The 19,226-nt window shown below is 60.7% G+C and carries 11 protein-coding genes; 9 read left to right on the top strand and 2 right to left on the bottom strand.

The features are described from left to right. Positions 1–96 precede the first annotated feature (96 nt). Both RIN49_RS17550 and RIN49_RS17545 read right to left on the bottom strand, forming a co-directional pair. Positions 97–846, bottom strand: a complete 750-nt coding sequence (locus RIN49_RS17550; protein WP_309121456.1) for a LytR/AlgR family response regulator transcription factor — start codon at positions 844–846, stop codon at positions 97–99. Then, a complete protein-coding gene (locus RIN49_RS17545) occupies positions 824–2,596 on the bottom strand; it encodes a LytS/YhcK type 5TM receptor domain-containing protein (protein WP_309121455.1) in 1,773 nt (590 codons plus the stop codon). Before RIN49_RS17545 ends, RIN49_RS17550 begins: the two co-directional genes overlap by 23 nt. A 484-nt stretch (positions 2,597–3,080) precedes the next feature. On the opposite strand from RIN49_RS17545, the gene RIN49_RS17540 reads away from it, so the two are divergent. The 9 genes from RIN49_RS17540 to RIN49_RS17500 all read left to right on the top strand — a co-directional run bounded on the left by RIN49_RS17540 (position 3,081) and on the right by RIN49_RS17500 (position 19,155). Then, the gene (locus RIN49_RS17540) at positions 3,081–3,983 is read left to right on the top strand and encodes a HupE/UreJ family protein (protein ID WP_309121454.1); all 903 of its coding nucleotides are present in this window, start codon (positions 3,081–3,083) and stop codon (positions 3,981–3,983) included. A gap of 16 nt (positions 3,984–3,999) precedes the next feature. After that, positions 4,000–9,321, top strand: a complete 5,322-nt coding sequence (locus tag RIN49_RS17535; RefSeq protein ID WP_309121453.1) for a lamin tail domain-containing protein — start codon at positions 4,000–4,002, stop codon at positions 9,319–9,321. 119 nt (positions 9,322–9,440) lie between these two features. Then, on the top strand, positions 9,441–10,751 hold the full coding sequence (locus RIN49_RS17530) for an ABC transporter substrate-binding protein (protein WP_309121452.1): 1,311 nt from the start codon (positions 9,441–9,443) through the stop codon (positions 10,749–10,751). An 87-nt stretch (positions 10,752–10,838) separates the two neighbouring features. Then, on the top strand, positions 10,839–11,732 hold the full coding sequence (locus tag RIN49_RS17525) for a carbohydrate ABC transporter permease (protein ID WP_309121451.1): 894 nt from the start codon (positions 10,839–10,841) through the stop codon (positions 11,730–11,732). 5 nt (positions 11,733–11,737) lie between these two features. Beyond that, positions 11,738–12,589: a carbohydrate ABC transporter permease gene (locus RIN49_RS17520; RefSeq protein WP_309121450.1), complete on the top strand. Its 852-nt coding sequence runs from the start codon at positions 11,738–11,740 to the stop codon at positions 12,587–12,589. A gap of 44 nt (positions 12,590–12,633) precedes the next feature. After that, on the top strand, positions 12,634–14,391 hold the full coding sequence (locus RIN49_RS17515; RefSeq protein WP_309121449.1) for a family 43 glycosylhydrolase: 1,758 nt from the start codon (positions 12,634–12,636) through the stop codon (positions 14,389–14,391). A 12-nt stretch (positions 14,392–14,403) separates the two neighbouring features. Continuing rightward, positions 14,404–15,711, top strand: a complete 1,308-nt coding sequence (locus RIN49_RS17510) for an ABC transporter substrate-binding protein (RefSeq protein WP_309121448.1) — start codon at positions 14,404–14,406, stop codon at positions 15,709–15,711. Positions 15,712–15,725: 14 nt separating this feature from the next. Continuing rightward, positions 15,726–17,546: a cache domain-containing sensor histidine kinase gene (locus RIN49_RS17505; RefSeq protein ID WP_309121447.1), complete on the top strand. Its 1,821-nt coding sequence runs from the start codon at positions 15,726–15,728 to the stop codon at positions 17,544–17,546. Beyond that, positions 17,539–19,155: a response regulator gene (locus RIN49_RS17500; protein ID WP_309121446.1), complete on the top strand. Its 1,617-nt coding sequence runs from the start codon at positions 17,539–17,541 to the stop codon at positions 19,153–19,155. The genes RIN49_RS17505 and RIN49_RS17500 overlap by 8 nt, the downstream gene beginning before the upstream one ends. Positions 19,156–19,226 lie beyond the last annotated feature (71 nt).

Below are 19,226 nucleotides of genomic sequence, written 5' to 3'. Positions count from 1 at the left end.
CGCATGAGGTTTTCAAGATAAAACGCAAAGATCAGGGGGTGAACGGCAAAAAGAAACGATTAAATCGCAAGCGTTTTCACGAAATGTCCGTAGACTTTAAAATCCGATTCGTTGTTTCAGCTCTTTCAAATAGGTCCTGCTCACGGGTACGCTGCGCCCGTCCTTCATGATCAAGTTATAAGTGGAATGAAACCAAGGCTGAATCTCGACGATATAATCCAAATTGACGAGATACGCCCGATGGACGCGCACGAAGGAGGCGTTCGCGAGCTTCTGTTCGAAATTCGTCAGCGGTTCGTTCACTTTATACTGCTTATCCTCCGTGGCGATCACGGTTTTTCCTTCCTCAGAGTTGATATAAGTAATCTTTCCCGTATGGATCAAGAGAATGCGGTCTTCCACGGTAATCGCCAATTTTTCGATCTTTTCCGACGCGGCGGCGTTCCGCCGAAAGGGGAGCGTTTCCCGTCTTTCTCGGTATTCCTGTCTGCTCGCCAGTTTCTTCACCGTCTGGACAATCCGGCGCTCGTCATAAGGCTTTAAAATGTAATCGGCGGCGTTCAGCTCGAACGCCTTCAACGCATATTCGTCGTAAGCCGTAGCGAACACGATATCGGGCCGGCCGCCGTCAAGGTCCGCGAGCCGTCCCGCCAATTCCATGCCGTTGCCTTCGGCAAGCTGGATGTCCACAAAAACTACGTCGGGCTTTAGGTCCTGTATTTTTGCCAGAGCCAATTCCATCGACTCCGCTTCCCCCACGATCTCCACTTTCTTGCTGCGTCGAAGAAGATAGCTTAATTCATCCCGGGCCAGCGGCTCGTCGTCAACGATAAAAGCTTTCAGCATGGTTCTCATCCCACTTCTTATAGTCGATAGGTACCTTTAAAATGACTTTCGTACCGGCGCCGCATTCGCTTTCGATCCGAAACGCGCCGTCTTCTCCGTAAATTTCCTTCATTCGCATGCGGATATTATGAAGGGCCGTACCCGTCCCGACCGCCGATTTGACGGCGTTCTTCCCAAGGGAGTCCAGCAAATCGGCCGGCAGCCCTATCCCGTTATCCTCCGTGATCAGCACCATGTCGCCTAGTTCCCGGTAGGCCCGGATCGAAACATGCCCCTTGCGGTTCGGGAACGCATGGCGGATTGCATTTTCGACTAACGGTTGAAGGGTAAACGGCGGAAGGAGCACCTCTTCCAGCGTCGGATCCATATCGAAAGCGACCGTATATTTATCGGGAAAACGGGCCTTCTCCAGGGTCAAATACGCTTCCACATGCTCGATTTCTTTATACAGAGGAATGAGCGTCTGACGCGCGCCTTGAAGGTTGCTCCGAAAAAATACGCCTAATCGCTGCAGGAGCTCCCGCGCTTTCTCCGGGTCGGTTCGGCATAGCGAAGAAATCGTATTGATGGCGTTAAACAGGAAATGAGGGTGAACCTGCGCTTGCAGCGCCTTGATTTCGGCATCCTTCAAGAGTTTGCTCTGCAGCTCCGCTTCGCCCATCTCCAATTGCGTGGAGAACAGCTTTCCCAAGCCTTCCGCGAGCTCTTGCTCCACCTTATCCATCCGGTTCGTGTCCGTAAAATAAAGTTTTAGCGTGCCCACCGTCTCCTGGTGCACCTTAAGCGGAAGAACGATGGCCGCCTGTAAGGGACAGTTCGGGTGGAAGCATTGAATTTCCTCCGCCGACCTCGCCTTAATCGTCTTTCCCCGTTCGATCACGTCTCTCGTTAACTGCGTCGATAGGCTCTGCAACGGAACATGGTGGTCTAAGCCCGCCCCGACGTGCGTCAGCACTTGGTGCTTATTCGTAATGGCGATGGCGTCCGCATGGGTATGGCGCAGAATGATTTCCGCCGCTTCTTTGGAAGAGCGGGCATTCAATCCCTGACGGAAGAAGGGGAGGGTCTGGTCGGCGATATAAAGCGCCTTATTGGTCTGTAACGCGCGCGTCCGTTCCTCTTCCTGCAAAATCGACTGGATCATCAATACGAAAAGAAGCGTTCCGAATCCGTTCATGGTGATCATGGGAATGCTAATCAATTGGACAAGCTCCAGGGCCGCTTCGTAGGGTTTGGCGACGGCCAGGATAATCCCCATTTGGATACATTCCATGACGATGCCGATCAGCACCGCCCGCGAGACCGTGATGCTGCCTTTCTTGCGAAGGCGGGCGCTGAGGAAACCGGTTACGATTCCCGCAAAGATGGTGGATATCCCGCAGGCGACCGCCGTAAATCCGCCTAGGGTAAAGCGGTGTAACCCGGCGATCAGGCCGACGCCCGTTCCGACGAGCGGACCGCCCAGCAGCCCTCCCAGGACAACCCCTAAGACCCTTGTATTGGCCAGAGCGCCGTCGGCGTCTACGGTCGTCTGCCACACCTCGGTCGAGATCAAGTCGTTCTGAATTTCGATCCCCGTATAGTTGCTAAGGATTCCGAAAGCTCCGAATACCGCGATCAGCTGCGTTTTTTCTTTAAGGCTGTGCTGCTGGTGAATCATCTGGCGGAACGATCTCATCCTCGAGAGCAAAAATCCGAAGATCAGAAGAAGTCCGACCCGTTCCAGCATTAAAGGCAATAAATAAATCATTCCCAACATCCTTCGTCATGATGAAAGTGGAGTTTACGGGACTTGATTATACTATATTTTGCGGATGTCCAGCTTTCGATTCTCCCCTCGTTTCAATTTCAAGGCGCCTGCCGACCCGGCGGTGTCTTTTTTTGTCTTTCTTTGCCTTTCATGCTTCTTCATAACATCTTTACGTCCTATTAATCTCTCGTTTACAAGGATCCTGTACGTTGGACAAGTTGAAACATACGAGGAGGGGGGACCGATCAAGATAGAGGGTTATCGCTTCGTTAGAACCATAGGGCTTGTCATCGCGGCCGTCGGGTTCGCCGCATCTTCCCTTGCGAGCGGCTCGGCGTCGGCGCATGCCGGGTCTGCGGCGTTTTCGGACATCGTCGTCGAGGAACAGGGGCTCCAGTATGGGCTGTACGTATCGGAGCCCGATTGGCTCGAGGCGAACCCGGCGACGGATGCTGACCGGGACGGGAAACTGTCGGACGCGGAGTTGCGCGCAGGCATCGGCGCCGCTCGCGCGCTCGTAAGCGACGGTATCGCCGTAACCGGGGACGGAACGCTTCGGTCGGGGGAAATCGAAGTTGCGGCGTTCGCGGAGAGGGCGAAGACGCGAATGATCCGAATCGATATCCGCTACGCGTTCGACGAGCCCGTGGAACGGTATATGATCCAATACGGGCTGCTGTTCGACACCCATCCCGACCACCGGAACTTCGCTTCGATTCGGGTCGGGGATCATTCGATCGACCAAGTGATCAACGCCTCCAATACGATTCTGCAAATCGGAGGGGCGAACGCGTCCGCATCCGCTTCCGACGGAACGCATGCGGCGTCATCCTGGACGGCCGCGCTCGGCACCTACGTCGGCATGGGAATGGAACATATTTGGGGCGGTCTCGACCATATGCTCTTCGTCCTGGCGCTGCTCTTGAACGTCCGCGGATGGAAGCCTCTCGCTGCAACGATTACGGCGTTTACGCTGGGACACAGCGTGACGCTCGTCTTATCCGCTCTGGAGCTGGCGTCGCTGTCTCCGTTCGTCGCAGAGCCGCTCATCGCCTTAAGCATCCTGTACGTCGCAGCCGAAAACTTGCTCCGGGACAAGCCTACGCGCAGCCGCCTGCAGGTGACCGCGCTCTTCGGCCTCGTTCACGGCTTCGGTTTCGCAGAGATCTTACACGGCGCATTATCCGGCAACATCGCCTTGCCGTTAGTTTCCTTCAATCTCGGCGTCGAAATCGGGCAGCTCGCCGTCGTTGCCGCGGCGCTGCCAATATTGTGGGCGGCACGGCGTTACGCCGGTCGAACGGCTTGGCCCCGGTACGCTTCGGGAGCGGTCGGCGCGTTCGGTCTGTATTGGTTTATTGAAAGAATCATAGAAAACATAGGATAGAGAGGAGCAGGAAATCATGAGATTTCGAAAATGGATCTCAGCGACGCTCGCAGCCGTCGTCTTATGCGGAACGGTCGCTCCGGCGCGGGGCGACGTCCCCGCGGTCGCCGCGGCGGCCGAGCCCGAGCTGTTCGTGACGGAAATTCATCCGAACGTAAGCGGGGCGGATAACTTCGAATTTTTCGAGGTGTACAACAATACGGATCGACCGATTTCCCTTAGCGATTATCAGTTTATTTATCGATATCCGAACCCGGCCTCCAACAAGATGTTGACGTTCGAAAATAAAACCGTGGAGCCGCGGGATACGCTCGTGTTTTGGTATAACAACGGCGGCAATACGCTGGATGCGTTCAACGCGGCTTACGGGGTCGGCTTGTCCGCCGCCGACGTCGTCGAAGTGAGCGGGTTCGACGGCTTCTCCAATTCCGCCGAGCGGGGCATCATCGTGCGGAACGGCGCCGGCGAAGAAATTTCGTCTTCCTCGTATTTGGCCGAGGACATCGGCGAAGGGTTGGGCGTTCATTTCCGGCTGCCCGAAGCCGGCGTCCCGACGCTGAAGCAAGCCGTCAAAGCGAGCCCGACGCCGGGCTCCGTCGATCCGAAGCAGCCGCTCGCCGGACTGCCGGTCATCGCGCATGCGCCCGCGGCAGAAGCCAGGGCGGAGGACGGCCTCGCGCTCGCCGCATCGATTTCGACGAGCGTAACGGCATCCGTGTACGCGAACGCGGTAACGGCCGCCGTGTACCATAAGACGGCGTCGGACGACGCGTTCCAGGCGCTTCCGATGTCGCCTGCGTCGAGCGGCGGGAACGCATATACCGCCTTCATCCCGAGCATAGCCCTCGCGGAGGAGCGGCATCAATACTATATCGAAGCCCGGAACGGCTCGCTCGTAGAGACGACTCCGGTGTACCAGGTCGTGGTGCAAACCGAAGCCTTCGATTATGGCCTCCTCCCCGAGGTGTTGATCACCGAGCTGGTGCCGGATTCGGCGAATATCAACGGGGCGGACGGGTATGAATTTATTGAAATCTATAATAATACGGATGAAACGATGGATGTAAGAGATTATAAGATCTTATATCGTTTTACGAATTCGCCGTCGGAGACGGAGTGGACGTGGGAGACCCCGCTTGCCGAAATTCCCCTTCCCTCCAAGCGGACGATGGTCCTGTGGGTGCTGAACGAACAAAACCAAACGGCGACGATCGAACAGTTCAACGCGAACTACGGGACGTCGCTGCGGGAGAACGTCGACCTCATCCGCGTTCAGGGCGGAGGCGGCATGGCGAACGGCGGACAACGGAAGATCGTCTTCGCCGCCAAGGACGGGACCGAGCTGTCCGAAGCGTCCTATGACAACGACCTGGAAACGCAGCCGAACAAAGGAATCTTCTACCGGTATCCGGTCGACGCGACGAACCGGATGGTGAAGTACAGCGCAGGGACGGAAGCGGCGACGCCGGGGACGGTCCTCGACTCGCAAGTGCCGGTTCGGACGTCCGGACAGCCGACCCCGGTGAATCATGCGCCGGTCATTACCCATACGCCGGCGACCGAAGGGAAGTCGGATCAAGCGATTTCGATTTCGGCCGAGATCGCGAACGAGGAGCAAGCCGCGGGTAACGATAACGTCTCGGCCAAGCTGTACTTCAAAAGAGCTTCGGCGGCCGAGTTCCAGTCCGTCGCGATGACGAAAGGAACGGGCGACGCATATACGGCATCCATCCCCGTGTCCGCGCTGTCCGAAGCGTCCGTCCAGTATTACATCGAGGCGTCCGACAGCAAGTCCACGGTGAAGACGGACATCTACACCGTGCTCATTCAGCCGAGCGACTTCGATTATGACCGCATCGCGCCGCTGCTCGTGACCGAGCTCGTACCGGACTCGACGAACGTGGGCGGCGCCGACGGGTACGAGTTTATAGAAATCTACAACAATACCGACAATCCGATCAATCTGAAGGATTACAAGATTTTGTACCGTTACACCGATTCCGGTCCCGACGCGGACGTCGTCTGGCCGACCGACCGGGAGGACATGATCATCCCGGCCCGCGGCACGTTCGTGTTCTGGGTGATCAACGCGGCGAACGGACATCTGACGGCGGCGGACTTCAATAAGAACTATCAGACGAATTTGGTCGAAAACGAATCCCTCTTCCGCATGTACTCCGGCGGCATGGCGAACGGCGGCAAGCGCGGCGTCGTCGTCGCGACGAATACCCGCTTCGAGCTGTCCGCGGCGTATTACGACACGGATGAGGAGACGAAGGCGAATCTAGGCATTTTCTACAAATACCCGCTGGATGGCGGCACGACGATGGTCAAACATAGCGCCGGCTTGCTCCCCGCAACGCCGGGCCGCGTCGACGAAGCGCAAGTGCCGGCCGTACCGGCATCGCTGCCGGCCGACGCGACGCCGCCTACGTTCGCGAACGAGACGGGGGTCGCGGCGATCGATCAATCCGAGAACCTGGACTTGATCGCGGACATTCGCGACGATCGTCTCGTGAGAACCGTAGCGCTGTATTACAAGACGAACCAACAGACGGAATATACGAAGCGCTACTTGAAGGAAGATTTCAACGATTCGATGTATCATCATTTGATCTATTCGCCGGAGATGATCGGCCGCGAATATATCGATTACTACTTCGAGTTTTCCGACGGCATCAACGAGCGGACGAGCGAGACGTTCCGGGTCCGCATCGAAGGCGGCCGCGATACGTCCGACCTACGGCTGAATGTGAAGGACGGCGACGTGCTGTCGGGATCCCGGATCGTTAAGGGAACGGGGGAGCATGCGCCGGCCGGAGAACTTTCGCTTGCGATCGACGGGACGGACATATCCTCAGGTGCGTACGAAGCGCTGGAAAACGACGCGTACTTCGCGTACGAAACGACGGGCGTGAACTTCTACTTTAAAAACGGCGTCGTGATGGGCCAAGACATCTTGCGCATTTTCGACGATACGATCAACTCGTGGACGACGCTGACCGTCCCGATCGACGCGGACCGCCTGCAGGGCGGGGTCAATACGATTTCGATCCGGGCCGGATCCAAGGCGTCTCCGTTCGACGATCGCGTCGAGGAAAACAAGGACGACTTCGACGTTCGCAACGTGCGCCTTGTGTTGGCCGACGGCACCGAGCTGTACGACGCGCGTCCTGAATTTTCGACCCGGGATCTGGCGATCAAGATGGGAGACAGCGCCGGCAAGCATCCGGTCGTCGACTTCCAGTTTGATATTCCCTTCGAGAAGCTGACTTCCAAGGCGTATGCATGGGATACGACGGCCGTTTCCGACGGGGCGCATACCGTAACGGTCAGCCATCCGGCATACGGCTCCGCGGCGTCCGACGTCGTCGTAGACAATACCGCTCCGGTCATCGAGCCGTCCATCGAAGACGGGAAGACGTACCGCGGGGCGTTCACGATCGAGGCGAACGTGACCGACGCCCTCGCGGGGGTCGAATCGTTCGAGGCGTCTCTGGACGGCGAGCCGATCGCGCTTCCCTATGCGACGGCATCCTGGAAGCTGAACGCGGGAGAGCATACGCTTCGCGTCGCGGCTAGCGATAAGGTCGGGAACGAAGCCGTGAAGGAAGTCGCGTTCTCGGTACCGGAAGAAACGCCGGCGCCGCCCGCGGTAGACCGTCCGACCGATGGAGAAACCGTGCGTTCGCCGAACGCGCAGTTGAGCGTGAAGGTCGTCGATCCGACGGAAGACAAGATGAACGTATCGTTCTGGAGAGGGTTTACATATTTTGCGGGCGTGCGGGAGTATTTCACCGGCTTCTTCAACGCGGTGGATCGGGAGCCTCCGAGAGACGCCGCTCCGGCCGGAGAGCAGGCGTTCGGCGACGACGACTACGCGAAGATCGCTGCGTCCGACGGCGAATACTTGATTACCGACGCCGTCGACAAGTTCCCGTACCAGCGCTTCGAGGTGACGTTGGACCCGTCCGTGAAAGGCACGGATTCGGTTCGCGTCGAGTGGAAGGGCAACTCGCTCGAAGGGCGCAAGGTGACGCTGTACGCTTGGGATCCCGCCGAGCAAATTTGGGACGCGCTGGATTCGCAAGTCGCGGGGACGGCCGATTTCGAGCTGACCGCCGAGGTGAAGGCGGGGGACTACGCGGCGGAACGCAAGGTCAAGCTGATGGTGCAGGACGAAATTCCGCCGACGCCGGACGACTACGATTATTCGTTCGTGTGGATGTCCGACACGCAATATTACTCGGAAAGCTATCCTCATATTTACGAAGACATCGTCGATTGGATCGCCGATAACAAAGAAACGATGAAAATTAAATACGTGACGCATACGGGCGATTTGGTCGACGAAGCCGACAAGCCGTACCAGTGGGCCGTCGCTTCGGACAACATGAAGGTGTTGGAGGACGCGAACATTCCGTACGGCGTGTTGGCGGGCAACCACGACGTGGCCGGCAAGCAGGCCGCGTACGACCAGTATTGGACGTATTTCGGGGAAGACCGGTTCAAGTCGCAGGATACGTTCGGAGGCTCTTACGACAACAACCGGGGCCATTACGACTTGGTTTCTTCCCATGGGAACGACTACATTTTCGTATACATGGGCTGGGGCATCGGCGACGAGGAAATCGCGTGGATGGACCAAGTGTTGAAGCAATACCCGGATCGGATGGCCGTGCTGAACTTCCATGAATATTTGCTCGTATCGGGGAACCGCGCGCCGATCGCGGACAAAATTCACGAGCAGGTCGTCGTGCCGAACCGCAACGTGGTCGCAGTGCTGTCCGGGCATTATCACGACGCCGAATTGCTCGTCGACGCGATCGACGACGACGGGGACGGCACGCCGGACCGCAACGTGTACCAGATGCTAGCGGATTATCAAGGCGGTCCGGAAGGCGGGCAAGGCTACATCCGGCTCATGCAGTTCGACATCGACAACAACAAGCTGCACATCAAGACGTATTCGCCTTATCTCGACGATTATAATTTTTACGATCCCGAGCAGTACCCGAATAAAGACGAGTTTTCGCTCGATTTGGATTTGCAGCCGAAAACGAAGCGGGTCGCGACCGATTACTTCGCCGTGAACGTATATACGGATCAGAAAATCGGCGAGGAGACCGGCAAGAAGAGCGGCGCGAAGGCGTCGGTTCTTTGGAAGGGCTTAGCTTCCGGCGTTTATGAATGGTACGCGATCGCCGAAGACGAATACGGCGCGAAGTCGTTTTCGCAGATTTGGAAATTTAAGGTGGAGCGAGCTTCTCAAAATCCGAATGCGAGTCCGAAGCCGGGGCACAATCCCGGCCGGCCCGGCGACCGCAGCGGCAGGTAAGGAATTTCCTAAAAAAATGTCCGGTCCCCCCAAAAAAACGCCATTCTTCCGCCCTCGTCCGCCCGGTAACATGAGAGGCAAGAAAGCGTTTTGCATTCGATTCAAGGGGGAAACAGGAAATGAACGACAAACGAAAGTTCGGTCTAACGGCGCTGCTGATCGCCGGAGCAATGGCCGTCTCGGCCTGCTCCGGCGGCGGAGGAGGCGGTACGGGCGGCAGCGGCGGGGAATCCGGAGGCGGCACGTCCACGTCCGGCGGCAGTACAGGCGGCGGGGGCGGCGGCACGACGGAGGTGCTGTTCTGGTCGCCGTTCTCGGGCGCGGACGGTCCGTTCATGCAGGAGATGGTGGACAAATACAACGCGTCGCAGGACGGCGTGAAGGTCAAGTTCGTCATCCAGCCGAACGGCGAATATTACAAGCAGCTCGACGTGGCGCTCAGCACGGAGAGCGAACGACCCGATCTGATGATCATGCACGTGGACCAAATCCCGACCTACGTCAGCAAGGGGCAGCTCGCACCGATGGAGCCGCTGGCCGACGCCGCGGGCATCGACAAAGCGGACTACGTCGAAGCGCCGGTCGAATACTCGACGATCGACGGCAAATGGTACGGCATCCCGCTCGACATTCACCCTCTGGTCATGTACTACAACAAGGACCTGTTCGAAAAGGCCGGCATCGCCGCTCCCCCGACGAACATGGAAGAGTTCGAAGCGGCGGTGACGAAGCTGACGGACGCGAACGCCGGGGTCTACGGGTACGTGCTGCCGACGCTCTGGCCGCAGCAGTTCATCTTCCCGACGCTCGTCTGGCAAAACGGCGGCGAGCTGTGGAACGGCAGCGACGTCGCGTACAACTCGCCGGAAGCGGTCGAGATGGTCAAGTGGATGCGCAGCCTCGTCGACCGCGGCATCTCCCCGGGCAACGTGCAGCAGGACGGCGAAAACACGTTGTTCCTTCAGGGCAAGAACGCGATACAATTCAACGGCCCGTGGATGAAGGGGCAGTTCGACGAAGCCGGCATCAACTACGGCCTCGCGCCGATGCCGCAGCTCGGCAAGGCGAAGCAAGCCGTCTTCGGCGGCTCGCATAACTTCGTCATCCCGGCGAGCCTGACGGACGATGCGACGATCGATGCGGTCGGCGACTTCCTCAAGTACGTGGCGTCGAATTCGATCGAGTGGGCGAAGTCGGGCCAGGCGCTCGCGTCGAAGCCGATGCTCGAAAGCGCGGAGTTCAAGGCGCTGCCGAACAGCGCGATCGCAGAGAGCTTCCCGCACGTGCAGTTCGCGCCGAACGTGCTCAATTGGCCGACGATCTCCGAGCCGATCTGGGGCGAGCTCAGCAGCGCGCTGCTCGGCGAGAAGGATCCGCAGCAGGCGATGGACGACGCGGTCGCGAAGTCCAAGCAGGCGATCGGCAAGTAACCGAACGACATGATTCGAAGAAGACGGGAGAGCGAACGAATCTCCCGTCTTTTTCCCCATCAAACTCAAATAAAGGAGGCGGCGGTTTTGCTGAGGGCGTCCTGGCGATCCCGGTTTACTTCGTCGTTGTTCGTGCTGCCGTATTTGGCGTGCTTCGCGCTGTTTTTGCTTATCCCGATTCTGTATGGCATTTATATCAGTCTTCATGAATTCGAACTGCTCTCGAAGGAGCATCCGTTCGTCGGTTTTCAGCACTATGCAAGTATCTTTACCCCCGGAACGTACCTGAACAGTCTGTTCTTCAACGGCCTGTGGGCGACGTTCCAGTTCGTGTTATATTCCGTCCCGCTCTTGATCGCGCTCGGGCTCGCATTGGCGCTGCTCGTGAACGCGCTGCCCCGACGCATCCGGGGGCTGTTCCGCACCTTCTACTTCTTGCCGTACGCGCTGTCCGCGTCGGTGATGGCCGTCATCTGGCTCATGATGTTCGATACGAACGCCGGCTTCATCAATAGCTTCTTAGCCAAGCTCAGCCTCGACCCGGCGCCGTGGCTGACCGGCCGGCCGTGGGCGTGGATCGCCCTCGTGCTGGCGACGCTCTGGTGGACGATCGGCTTTAATATGGTCATCTTCATCAACGCGCTCAACGAGGTGCCGGAGGACCACTACGAAGCAGCCTCGATCGACGGCGCGAACGCGTGGCGCAAATTCGTCGCCATTACGCTTCCGTCGATCCGCCCGGTCATGCTCTTCGTCCTGATCACGTCGACGATCGCGTCGTTCAACATCTACGCCCAACCGTTCCTGCTGACGCGCGGCGGCCCCGGCGACAGCACGAAGGTGCTGCTCATCAACATTCTCGACCAGGCGTTCATCCGCAAGGAGCTGGGCTCCGCGTCCGCCATGGCCGTCCTGATGGCGCTGCTCATCATGGCGGTGTCGGTCGTTCAATACCGCCTGACCTACGGAAGGAAGGAGTAGCCGCCATGAACATGAACATGAACCTGAAGAAAATCAGAACCGTCCTCCTCGTCCTCATCGCCTCCGCGGCGGCCGTCGTCTTCTTGCTGCCGCTCGCGTGGATGCTGTCCACGGGATTCAAAAACGACTTCGAGGCGTTGGCCGGCCAAATGAACTTCATTCCCAAGAAGCCGACGCTCGACAACTTCGTCGACGGCTTGACGGGGGAGCTCATGAACGTGCCGATCACCCGGTGGATCTTCAATTCGCTGTTCGCCGGCGCCGCGGGCACCGCGCTCGTGCTGTGGATCGACTCGATGGCCGCGTTCGCGCTCGCCAGGCTGCCGGACGTTCCGCTGCGGAAGTCGTTGTTATCCATATTCGTGGCGTCGCTCATGATTCCAGGCGTGCTCACGTTCCTGCCGATGTATTTGGAGTTTAACCAGTTCGGCCTCATCAACACGTATTACGCGTTGGTGCTGCCGTACACCGCGTACGCGTTCGGCGTCTTCCTGCTGTACCAATTTTTCGTTTCGTTCCCGAGAGAAATCGAGGAGGCCGCCCGCATCGACGGCGCGAACAAGTGGCAGGTGTACGCGAGCGTCCTGCTGCCGTCCTCCGTTCCGATCATGGTGACGCTCGGCATCTTCACGTTCATGGGCGTGTACAACGATTTCGTCTGGCCGCTGTACGCCACGACGTCGCCGGAGATGCGAACGATTACGGCGGGGATCGCCATGATGGCTCACGGCAGTTATACTCAAGCGTATGGCAAGCTGATGGCGATGACGACGATCGCGGCGCTGCCGGTGTTGTTAGTGTTCATTTTCGGACAACGGTCGTTCGTGCGGGCCATTACGCAGTCCGGCATCAAATAAGGGCAATCAACAAGTAAGGTAATCAACGAGCGGGGAGGAACGGAATGGACCGTTGGAGAAGTAAGAAAGCGGTTACCGTCATCGTCGCGGCCGTCGCGGCGTTGGCGATCGGAGGAGGGTGGATGATCATGCAGCGCTCGAACGAGGAGGCGCCGGAGGTCGCGGCGGATTACGCGGGGCACGGCGGTACGTTCAAGAACACGCTGGCGGAGATCGACACGCCGGATCCCAGCGTCGTATATAAAGACGGGTTTTACTATATGACGTTCACGCACAACGGCGCGGACGTCATGGTCATGAAATCGCGCACGCTCGACTTCCGCGGGGCGGAGCGCAAGGTCGTCTGGTATCCGCCGGTCGACACGATGTATTCGGCCAATCTATGGGCCCCGGAAATCCAATTTTTACGCGGAAAATGGTACATCTACTTCGCCGCCGACAACGGCCTCAACGACAATCACCGCATGTACGCGCTCGAAGCGGATACGGACGACCCGATGGGGTCGTGGACGTTCCGCGGGCCGATCGCGGACGAGACGAACAAGTGGGCGATCGACGGCCTCGCGCTCGAGCTGAACGACAAGCTGTACTTCGTCTGGTCGGGGTGGGAGGGCGACGTCAACATCGCGCAGAACACGTACATCGCGCCGATGCGCGATCCGCTGACGATTCAAGGGCCGCGGGTGCTGCTGTCGAAGCCCGAGCTCGATTGGGAGCGCGCGGGCGGACCGCCTTACATTAACGAAGGGCAAGCGATTTTGAAAAAGAACGGCCGCACGTTCCTGTTTTATTCCGGCGCGGGCAGCTGGACGCCGTTCTACAGCATCGGCATGCTGACGCTTGCGGCCGGCGCCGACCCGCTCGTTCCGGAAAACTGGAAGAAGTCGCAAGCGCCGCTGCTGACGATGAACGACGAAGCCGGCGTATACGGGCCGGGTCATAACTCGTTCACGACATCGCCGGACGGTACCGAAGACTGGATCGTGTACCACGCGACGAGCGGCATATCCGACGGCTGGAATAACCGGAAGGCGCGCGCGCAGAAGGTCGAATGGTCTGCGGACGGGATGCCTTCGTTCGAGCCGGCGCCGTCGCTCGATACGGCGATCGCGGCGCCGTCGGGCGCCGGCGTCTTCCGCGCCGAGCATGCCGTCCTCGAAGGCGGCGCGCTGACGTTCGAGGGGATCGCTTCGAGCGTCGAGACGACGGCCGCGCTGCTCGTGCACTATACGAACGAGAGCGGAGCCGCCGTTCCCGCGGCGCTGTCGGCGAACGGCGACGACGCCGGCGAGGCGACGCTGCCGCCGACCGCCGCGGGCGAGACGGGCTACGCGTACGCGCGCGTGCCGCTGAAGGAAGGCGCGAACGCGATCGCGATTCGCGCCGGCGGCGACGGCTGGCGCGTGACGGCGATCGAGCTGCCGCGGTACGAAGCGGAGAACGCGCAGGCGGAGGGCGGCGCGCTGGCCGAGACGAACCCGTTCGCGACGGGCTGGGGCGTCGCGAAGCTGCCCGCGGGCGAGGAAGCGGCGGCGATCCGGTTCGCGAACGTGCGGGTGCCCGTATCGGGCACGTACGTCGTAACGGCGTACGTCTCCAACGGTTCCGATGCGCCGGCGCGGTTCCGCATCCGCGCGAACGGCGGCGACGCCGCCGAGGTCGAAGCCGCGCCGGGCGAGCGCAGCCGCTTCGCGCCCGTCGAGGCTCGGGTGAAGCTTGCGGCCGGCGCGAACGACATCGTTCTGGACGGGGCATCGGGGCCGCTTACGTTCGACGCGATCGAGACGACATCACGACAGTAGGGGGAGTGCCCGGTGAACCGTACCGGATGTATCCATCGACGGCTCGCTTCCTGGCTGCCCGCCGCGGCGCTCGTCCTGCTGACGGGCTGCGCCGGCGGCGAGGAGCCGCTCTCGCCCGAGGCGGCCGCCGTCCCCGCGCCGGCGCACCAATTGGAATATTGGACGCCGTTCAGCGGCGGCGATAATCGATTCATGACCGAGATGGTCGACCGGTTCAACGCGGAGCATCCCGACATTCAGGTGAAACAGACGAATTCCCGGCTGGACGATTACTACCAGCGGCTGCGCACGGCGATTCTCGCGGGCAACGCCCCCGACGTCGCGATCATCCATACGACGAGCCTGCCGCAATTCGTGCAGAACGGGTACGTCGAGGATCTGTCCGAACCCGCGAAGCGCGCCGGACTCGACCCGAGCGAATTCAATCCGAATATCGCGGACGCCGCGACGTACGACGGCCGACTGTATTCCGTGCCGCTCGACACGCATGCGCTCGTCATGTATTACAACAAGGCGCATCTGGCGGCGGCCGGCGCGCTGGACGCGGAAGGAAGGCCGGTCGTCGGGAGCGGACCGGAAGGCTTCGAGGCGTTCCTGTCCCGGATCCGGGATGCGGTTCCGCCGGACGTCGCGCCGATGGCGCAGCCGAGCACGCGCATCGATTCCGTCTGGCTCTGGTGGAGCCTGTACAACCAGATGGAGGGCGGGGGCGTCTTCTACAACGCGGACGCGACGGCCGCGGCGCTGAACAACCCGAAGGCGCTCGAGGCGCTGGAGTTCGTGAACGGGCTGTATGAGAAGCGTCTCATCCCGCCGGATATTAACGACGCGTTCAAGCTGTTTTACGACGGGAAGGCGGCCGTGCTCATTACGGGGATGTGGGGGACCGGCGCTTTCGAAAATGCGCCCGCGCTCGACTTCGGCGTCGTGCCGGTACCGGTCTTGTACGACCGTCCTGCGGTGTGGGGCGACACGCATACGCTCGCGATCCCGACGCGCCACGATATGGAGGACGGGAAGCGGGACGCCATCCTTACGTTCGCCCGCTGGATGGTCGAGCACGGCGAGATGTGGGCCGCGGCCGGCCATGTGCCGAGCTTGACGAAGGTCGTCGAAGGCGAGGCGCTCGGCGCGATGAAATATCGCAGCGATTACGCGGCGACGGCCGATTACGTCGCGTATTGGCCGAGACACGTGAAGCAATGGGCGATGATCGAGGTGCTCATTCGCGAGTTCGAGCGGATGATCTACAAGCGCCAGACGCCCGCGGAGGCGCTGCGCCGCGCCGAGGAGACGATCGACGCCGAGCTGCGGCAATGATAGGGAGATACATCATGTCATGGATACGCACCCTGCTCCGGCGGTTTACCGACCAGGAGCTCGCCAAAAAACTGATCGTCGTCAACTGCGTCCTCATCGTCGTGCCGCTCGGCGCCATGGCCTGGTTCGCGTACGGCGGCTTCGAGCGGACGATGGAGCGTAACGTAGGCGCCTACCAGCTGCAGACGCTGAAGCAGGTGACGCTCAACATCGATACGTACATGAACGAGCTGAACCGGCTGTCCCTCATGCCTTATCAATACGAGGAGATTCTTGACTTTCTCGGGTCGGAGCGGAAGGAGGGCCAACCGCTCACGCTCGACGAGATCGAGCAGCTGAACGGCTTCGTCTCGAAGGTGTTCATCAACGGGCGCGTCGACATTATGGGCGTGTCGCTGTACGGGGAACGCGGCGCCTCGTACGTCGTGCTGCCGGAGAGTCAGTACATCACATCGTATAAGCTGGACGACGACGCCGAGTGGCTGAAGCGGGCGAAGGGGAAGTTCGGACAGCCGACGTTCATTACGACGCACGAGATCGTTTCGACGAGCGGGACGGTCTACCAAGTGTTCTCGATCGCAAGAGAGCTGCGCAGCTTCGATACCGGCTTGACGCTCGGCTACATCGTGATCGACATCGATCCGGCGGCGGTCCGCAACATCTTGTCCCAGGTGAAGCTCGGCGAGCACGAGACGCTGTACATCGCGGACCGGAGCGGGAGCCTCGTCATCGGTTCGACGCTCGGCGTCGGCGATCCGGCGTCGATCGGGCGCTTGGAGGGGGAAGGCGTGCGGCATCTCGACGTACCGAACGTCGGCAGCCTGCTCGTCTCCCACGTCACTTCGTCGGTGACGGGATGGACGACGGTCAGCGCGGTGCCGGTAAGGGAGTTAATGGAGGACAGCGTCATCGTGCGCAATTCCATCGTGCTGATCGGCGTCGTGTTCGTCGGTCTCGCGATGGTCGTCTCCGTCGCGTTCGCGTTCGGCGTGACGAAGCCGCTGCGCAAGCTGAGCCGTCTGATGCGGAAGGTGGAGCGGGGCGACCTGCAGGTCGCCTTCCCGGTGTCGAGCGGCGACGAGGTCGGCCGGCTCGGGCATGCGTTCAATACGATGGTCTCGAAGCTCAGCCAGCTCGGTTACTTGCTGTACGAGACGGAGCTGCGCGAGAAGGACGCGCAGATCGCGGCGCTGCAGAGCAAGATCAATCCGCATTTTCTATACAATACGCTCGGTTCGATCAGCATGTACGCGGAGCTGGAAGGGAATCGGGAGATCGTGCTCATGTCCAACAGCTTGAGCCGGCTTCTGCGTTATTCGCTGAGCAGCCGCAAGGAGATGGTCACGCTGCGCGACGAGCTCGAGCACGTGAACGGGTATATGGCGATCCAGAAGCTGCGCTACGACGATCGGATCGACTACGCCTGCGACATCGATCCGGCCGCCCTGGACTGCCGGATGATTCCGCTGCTCCTGCAGCCGATCGTCGAGAACGCCTTGAACCACGGTCTCGACAAGGGCATCGGCGTCGGTCGCGTCCGCCTCGGCGGCGGCGCGGCGGACGGGGTGCTGCGGCTGACGCTGGAGGACGACGGGATCGGCCTCTCGAGCGAGCTGCTCGAGGCGCTGCAAGAGCGGCTTCGCTCGGCGCGAGACGTCGGCGGTACGACCGGCAACGGGCTGCTCAACGTCCATCGGCGAATTCGGCTGCATTTCGGCGAGCCTTACGGCATCACGCTCGAGAGCATGCCGTACCAAGGCGTGAAGGTCATTCTAACGCTGCCGGCGATCCGCGCTTCGGACGCGGCGGCGCCGAAGGGGGAAGTCGATGCCTAACATCGTAATCGTGGACGACGAAGCCATATTCCGGAGGGGCCTCAGCTCGATGATCGCTTCGCTCGACGCCGAATGGCGCGTGGTCGGGGATGCCAGGGACGGCTACGAAGCGCTCGACCTGCTGCAGGAGCGGCGTCCCGACGTTATGCTGACGGACATTCGGATGCCGCGCATGGACGGCTTGCAGCTGCAGAAGATCGCCAGGGAGCGATTCCCGGATGTAGTCAGCGCGGTCGTCAGCGGGTACGAGGACTTCGCCTACGTGAAGCAATCGATGCAGCATGGCGCGAAGGATTACTTGATGAAGCCGATCGAGCGGGAGGAGCTCGCGAAGCTGCTCGACCGATTGAAGGCGGAGGTGCGGGAGCGCGCGGCGCGCCGAAGCGCGGCGCCGGGGCCGGCGAAGGGCGACCAGCGCCGCGCGCGGGAACGCGCTTCCGAGCATCTCGCGGCGGCGTTGGCGCGAGGCGTCGTCGGCGCGGACGACATCCGGCAGCTGGAGGAAGAGCTCGGCCTCCGGTTCGACGCGCCTTGCTACGCGTGCATGATCGTGAAGCTAGATAAGCGGTCGGTCGGCTCGGAACGGTACGGGCGGGCGGATCCGTCGCTCTTCCAGCTGTACATTCAACAGTTCGTGCAGGAGGTCATCGATCGGCGAACGACGGGGTTCTGCTTCGTGCCGAACGACTCGGAGGTCGTGGCCATGCTGAACGGGGAGGGCGGCGCCGACGCGATGCGGAAGCACCTCGAGATGGCGGAGTCGATCCGGCTGCAAATCAAGTCGCTCTCCGACCTGACCGTCACGATCGGCGTCGGACGGCTGTCGCCGGGCGCGGAGTCGCTTGCGTCTTCGTACCGAGAGGCGGAGATCGCGCTGCTGCGCCGGCTCATCGTCGGCGGCGACAAGGTGCTCGCCTACGAGCGGACGGAGGAGGACGGCGCGACGCTTGCGCATGCGGAGCCGCGCGAGTGGTCGTGGGAGGCGCTCGAGCGGGCGATCGCCGACGGGCGTCCCGCCGAGGCGGAGGAACGGGCGCGCGAAGCCGCCGCGGAGCTGTGCCGGAAGGCGCCGACGCCGCAGACGGTGCATCGCCATATTTGCAAGCTTGTCATACGCTGCTATGAGCTGTCCTCCGAATGGGGCGTCGCGAAAGCGTGGCTCGGCGAGAAGGACGTGCGCGAGCTGCTGTTCGACGTCTGCTCGGTTTCCGCCAGCGACGAGCTGACCGACCTGTGCGGCTCGCTGTTCGGTCGGCTGGCCGGCTGCGTCGCCGCCGCCGGCGCGGATCGTCCGGCGGACGCGGTCGCGAAGGCGATTCGGTACATGGAGGCGAATTATGCCGAGCCGATCACGCTCGGCAGTATGGCGGAGATGTTATATCTGAATCCCGCGTACTTCAGCGCGTTGTTCAAGCAGAAGACCGGCGTCACGTTCGTCGAACGGCTCACCGCGATCCGCGTCGAGGCGGCGAAGCATCTGCTCGCCGCGACGAACGCCCTCGTGACGGAAGTCGCCGAACGGACCGGCTTCCGCCACGTGCGCCACTTCAACCGCGTGTTCAAAGGGGAGAGTGTCCCGCTGCTCCTTTCCCTCGATTTCCTTTCGTAGAGTCGGCGGTTAAGGGAACCCTCATGCCGCGAATAAAGTCAAATTTGACCCTATTGTCCGCGCCCGAACCA

The organism is Paenibacillus sp. (assembly GCF_031177825.1).
In the GTDB taxonomy this organism is placed as follows: Bacteria; Bacillota; Bacilli; order Paenibacillales; family YIM-B00363; genus Paenibacillus_AE.
This window is presented reverse-complemented; position numbering and strand designations above follow the sequence as displayed.

What these genes read in the sequence shown, in the direction of transcription:
- RIN49_RS17530 (WP_309121452.1), top strand. Translation starts at nt 9,441, where the DNA reads ATGAACGACAAACGAAAGTTCGGTCTAACGGCGCTGCTGATCGCCGGA.
- RIN49_RS17535 (WP_309121453.1), top strand. Translation starts at nt 4,000, where the DNA reads ATGAGATTTCGAAAATGGATCTCAGCGACGCTCGCAGCCGTCGTCTTA.
- RIN49_RS17520 (WP_309121450.1), top strand. Translation starts at nt 11,738, where the DNA reads ATGAACATGAACATGAACCTGAAGAAAATCAGAACCGTCCTCCTCGTC.
- RIN49_RS17500 (WP_309121446.1), top strand. Translation starts at nt 17,539, where the DNA reads ATGCCTAACATCGTAATCGTGGACGACGAAGCCATATTCCGGAGGGGC.
- RIN49_RS17505 (WP_309121447.1), top strand. Translation starts at nt 15,726, where the DNA reads ATGTCATGGATACGCACCCTGCTCCGGCGGTTTACCGACCAGGAGCTC.
- RIN49_RS17550 (WP_309121456.1), bottom strand. Translation starts at nt 846, where the DNA reads ATGCTGAAAGCTTTTATCGTTGACGACGAGCCGCTGGCCCGGGATGAA.
- RIN49_RS17545 (WP_309121455.1), bottom strand. Translation starts at nt 2,596, where the DNA reads ATGATTTATTTATTGCCTTTAATGCTGGAACGGGTCGGACTTCTTCTG.
- RIN49_RS17515 (WP_309121449.1), top strand. Translation starts at nt 12,634, where the DNA reads ATGGACCGTTGGAGAAGTAAGAAAGCGGTTACCGTCATCGTCGCGGCC.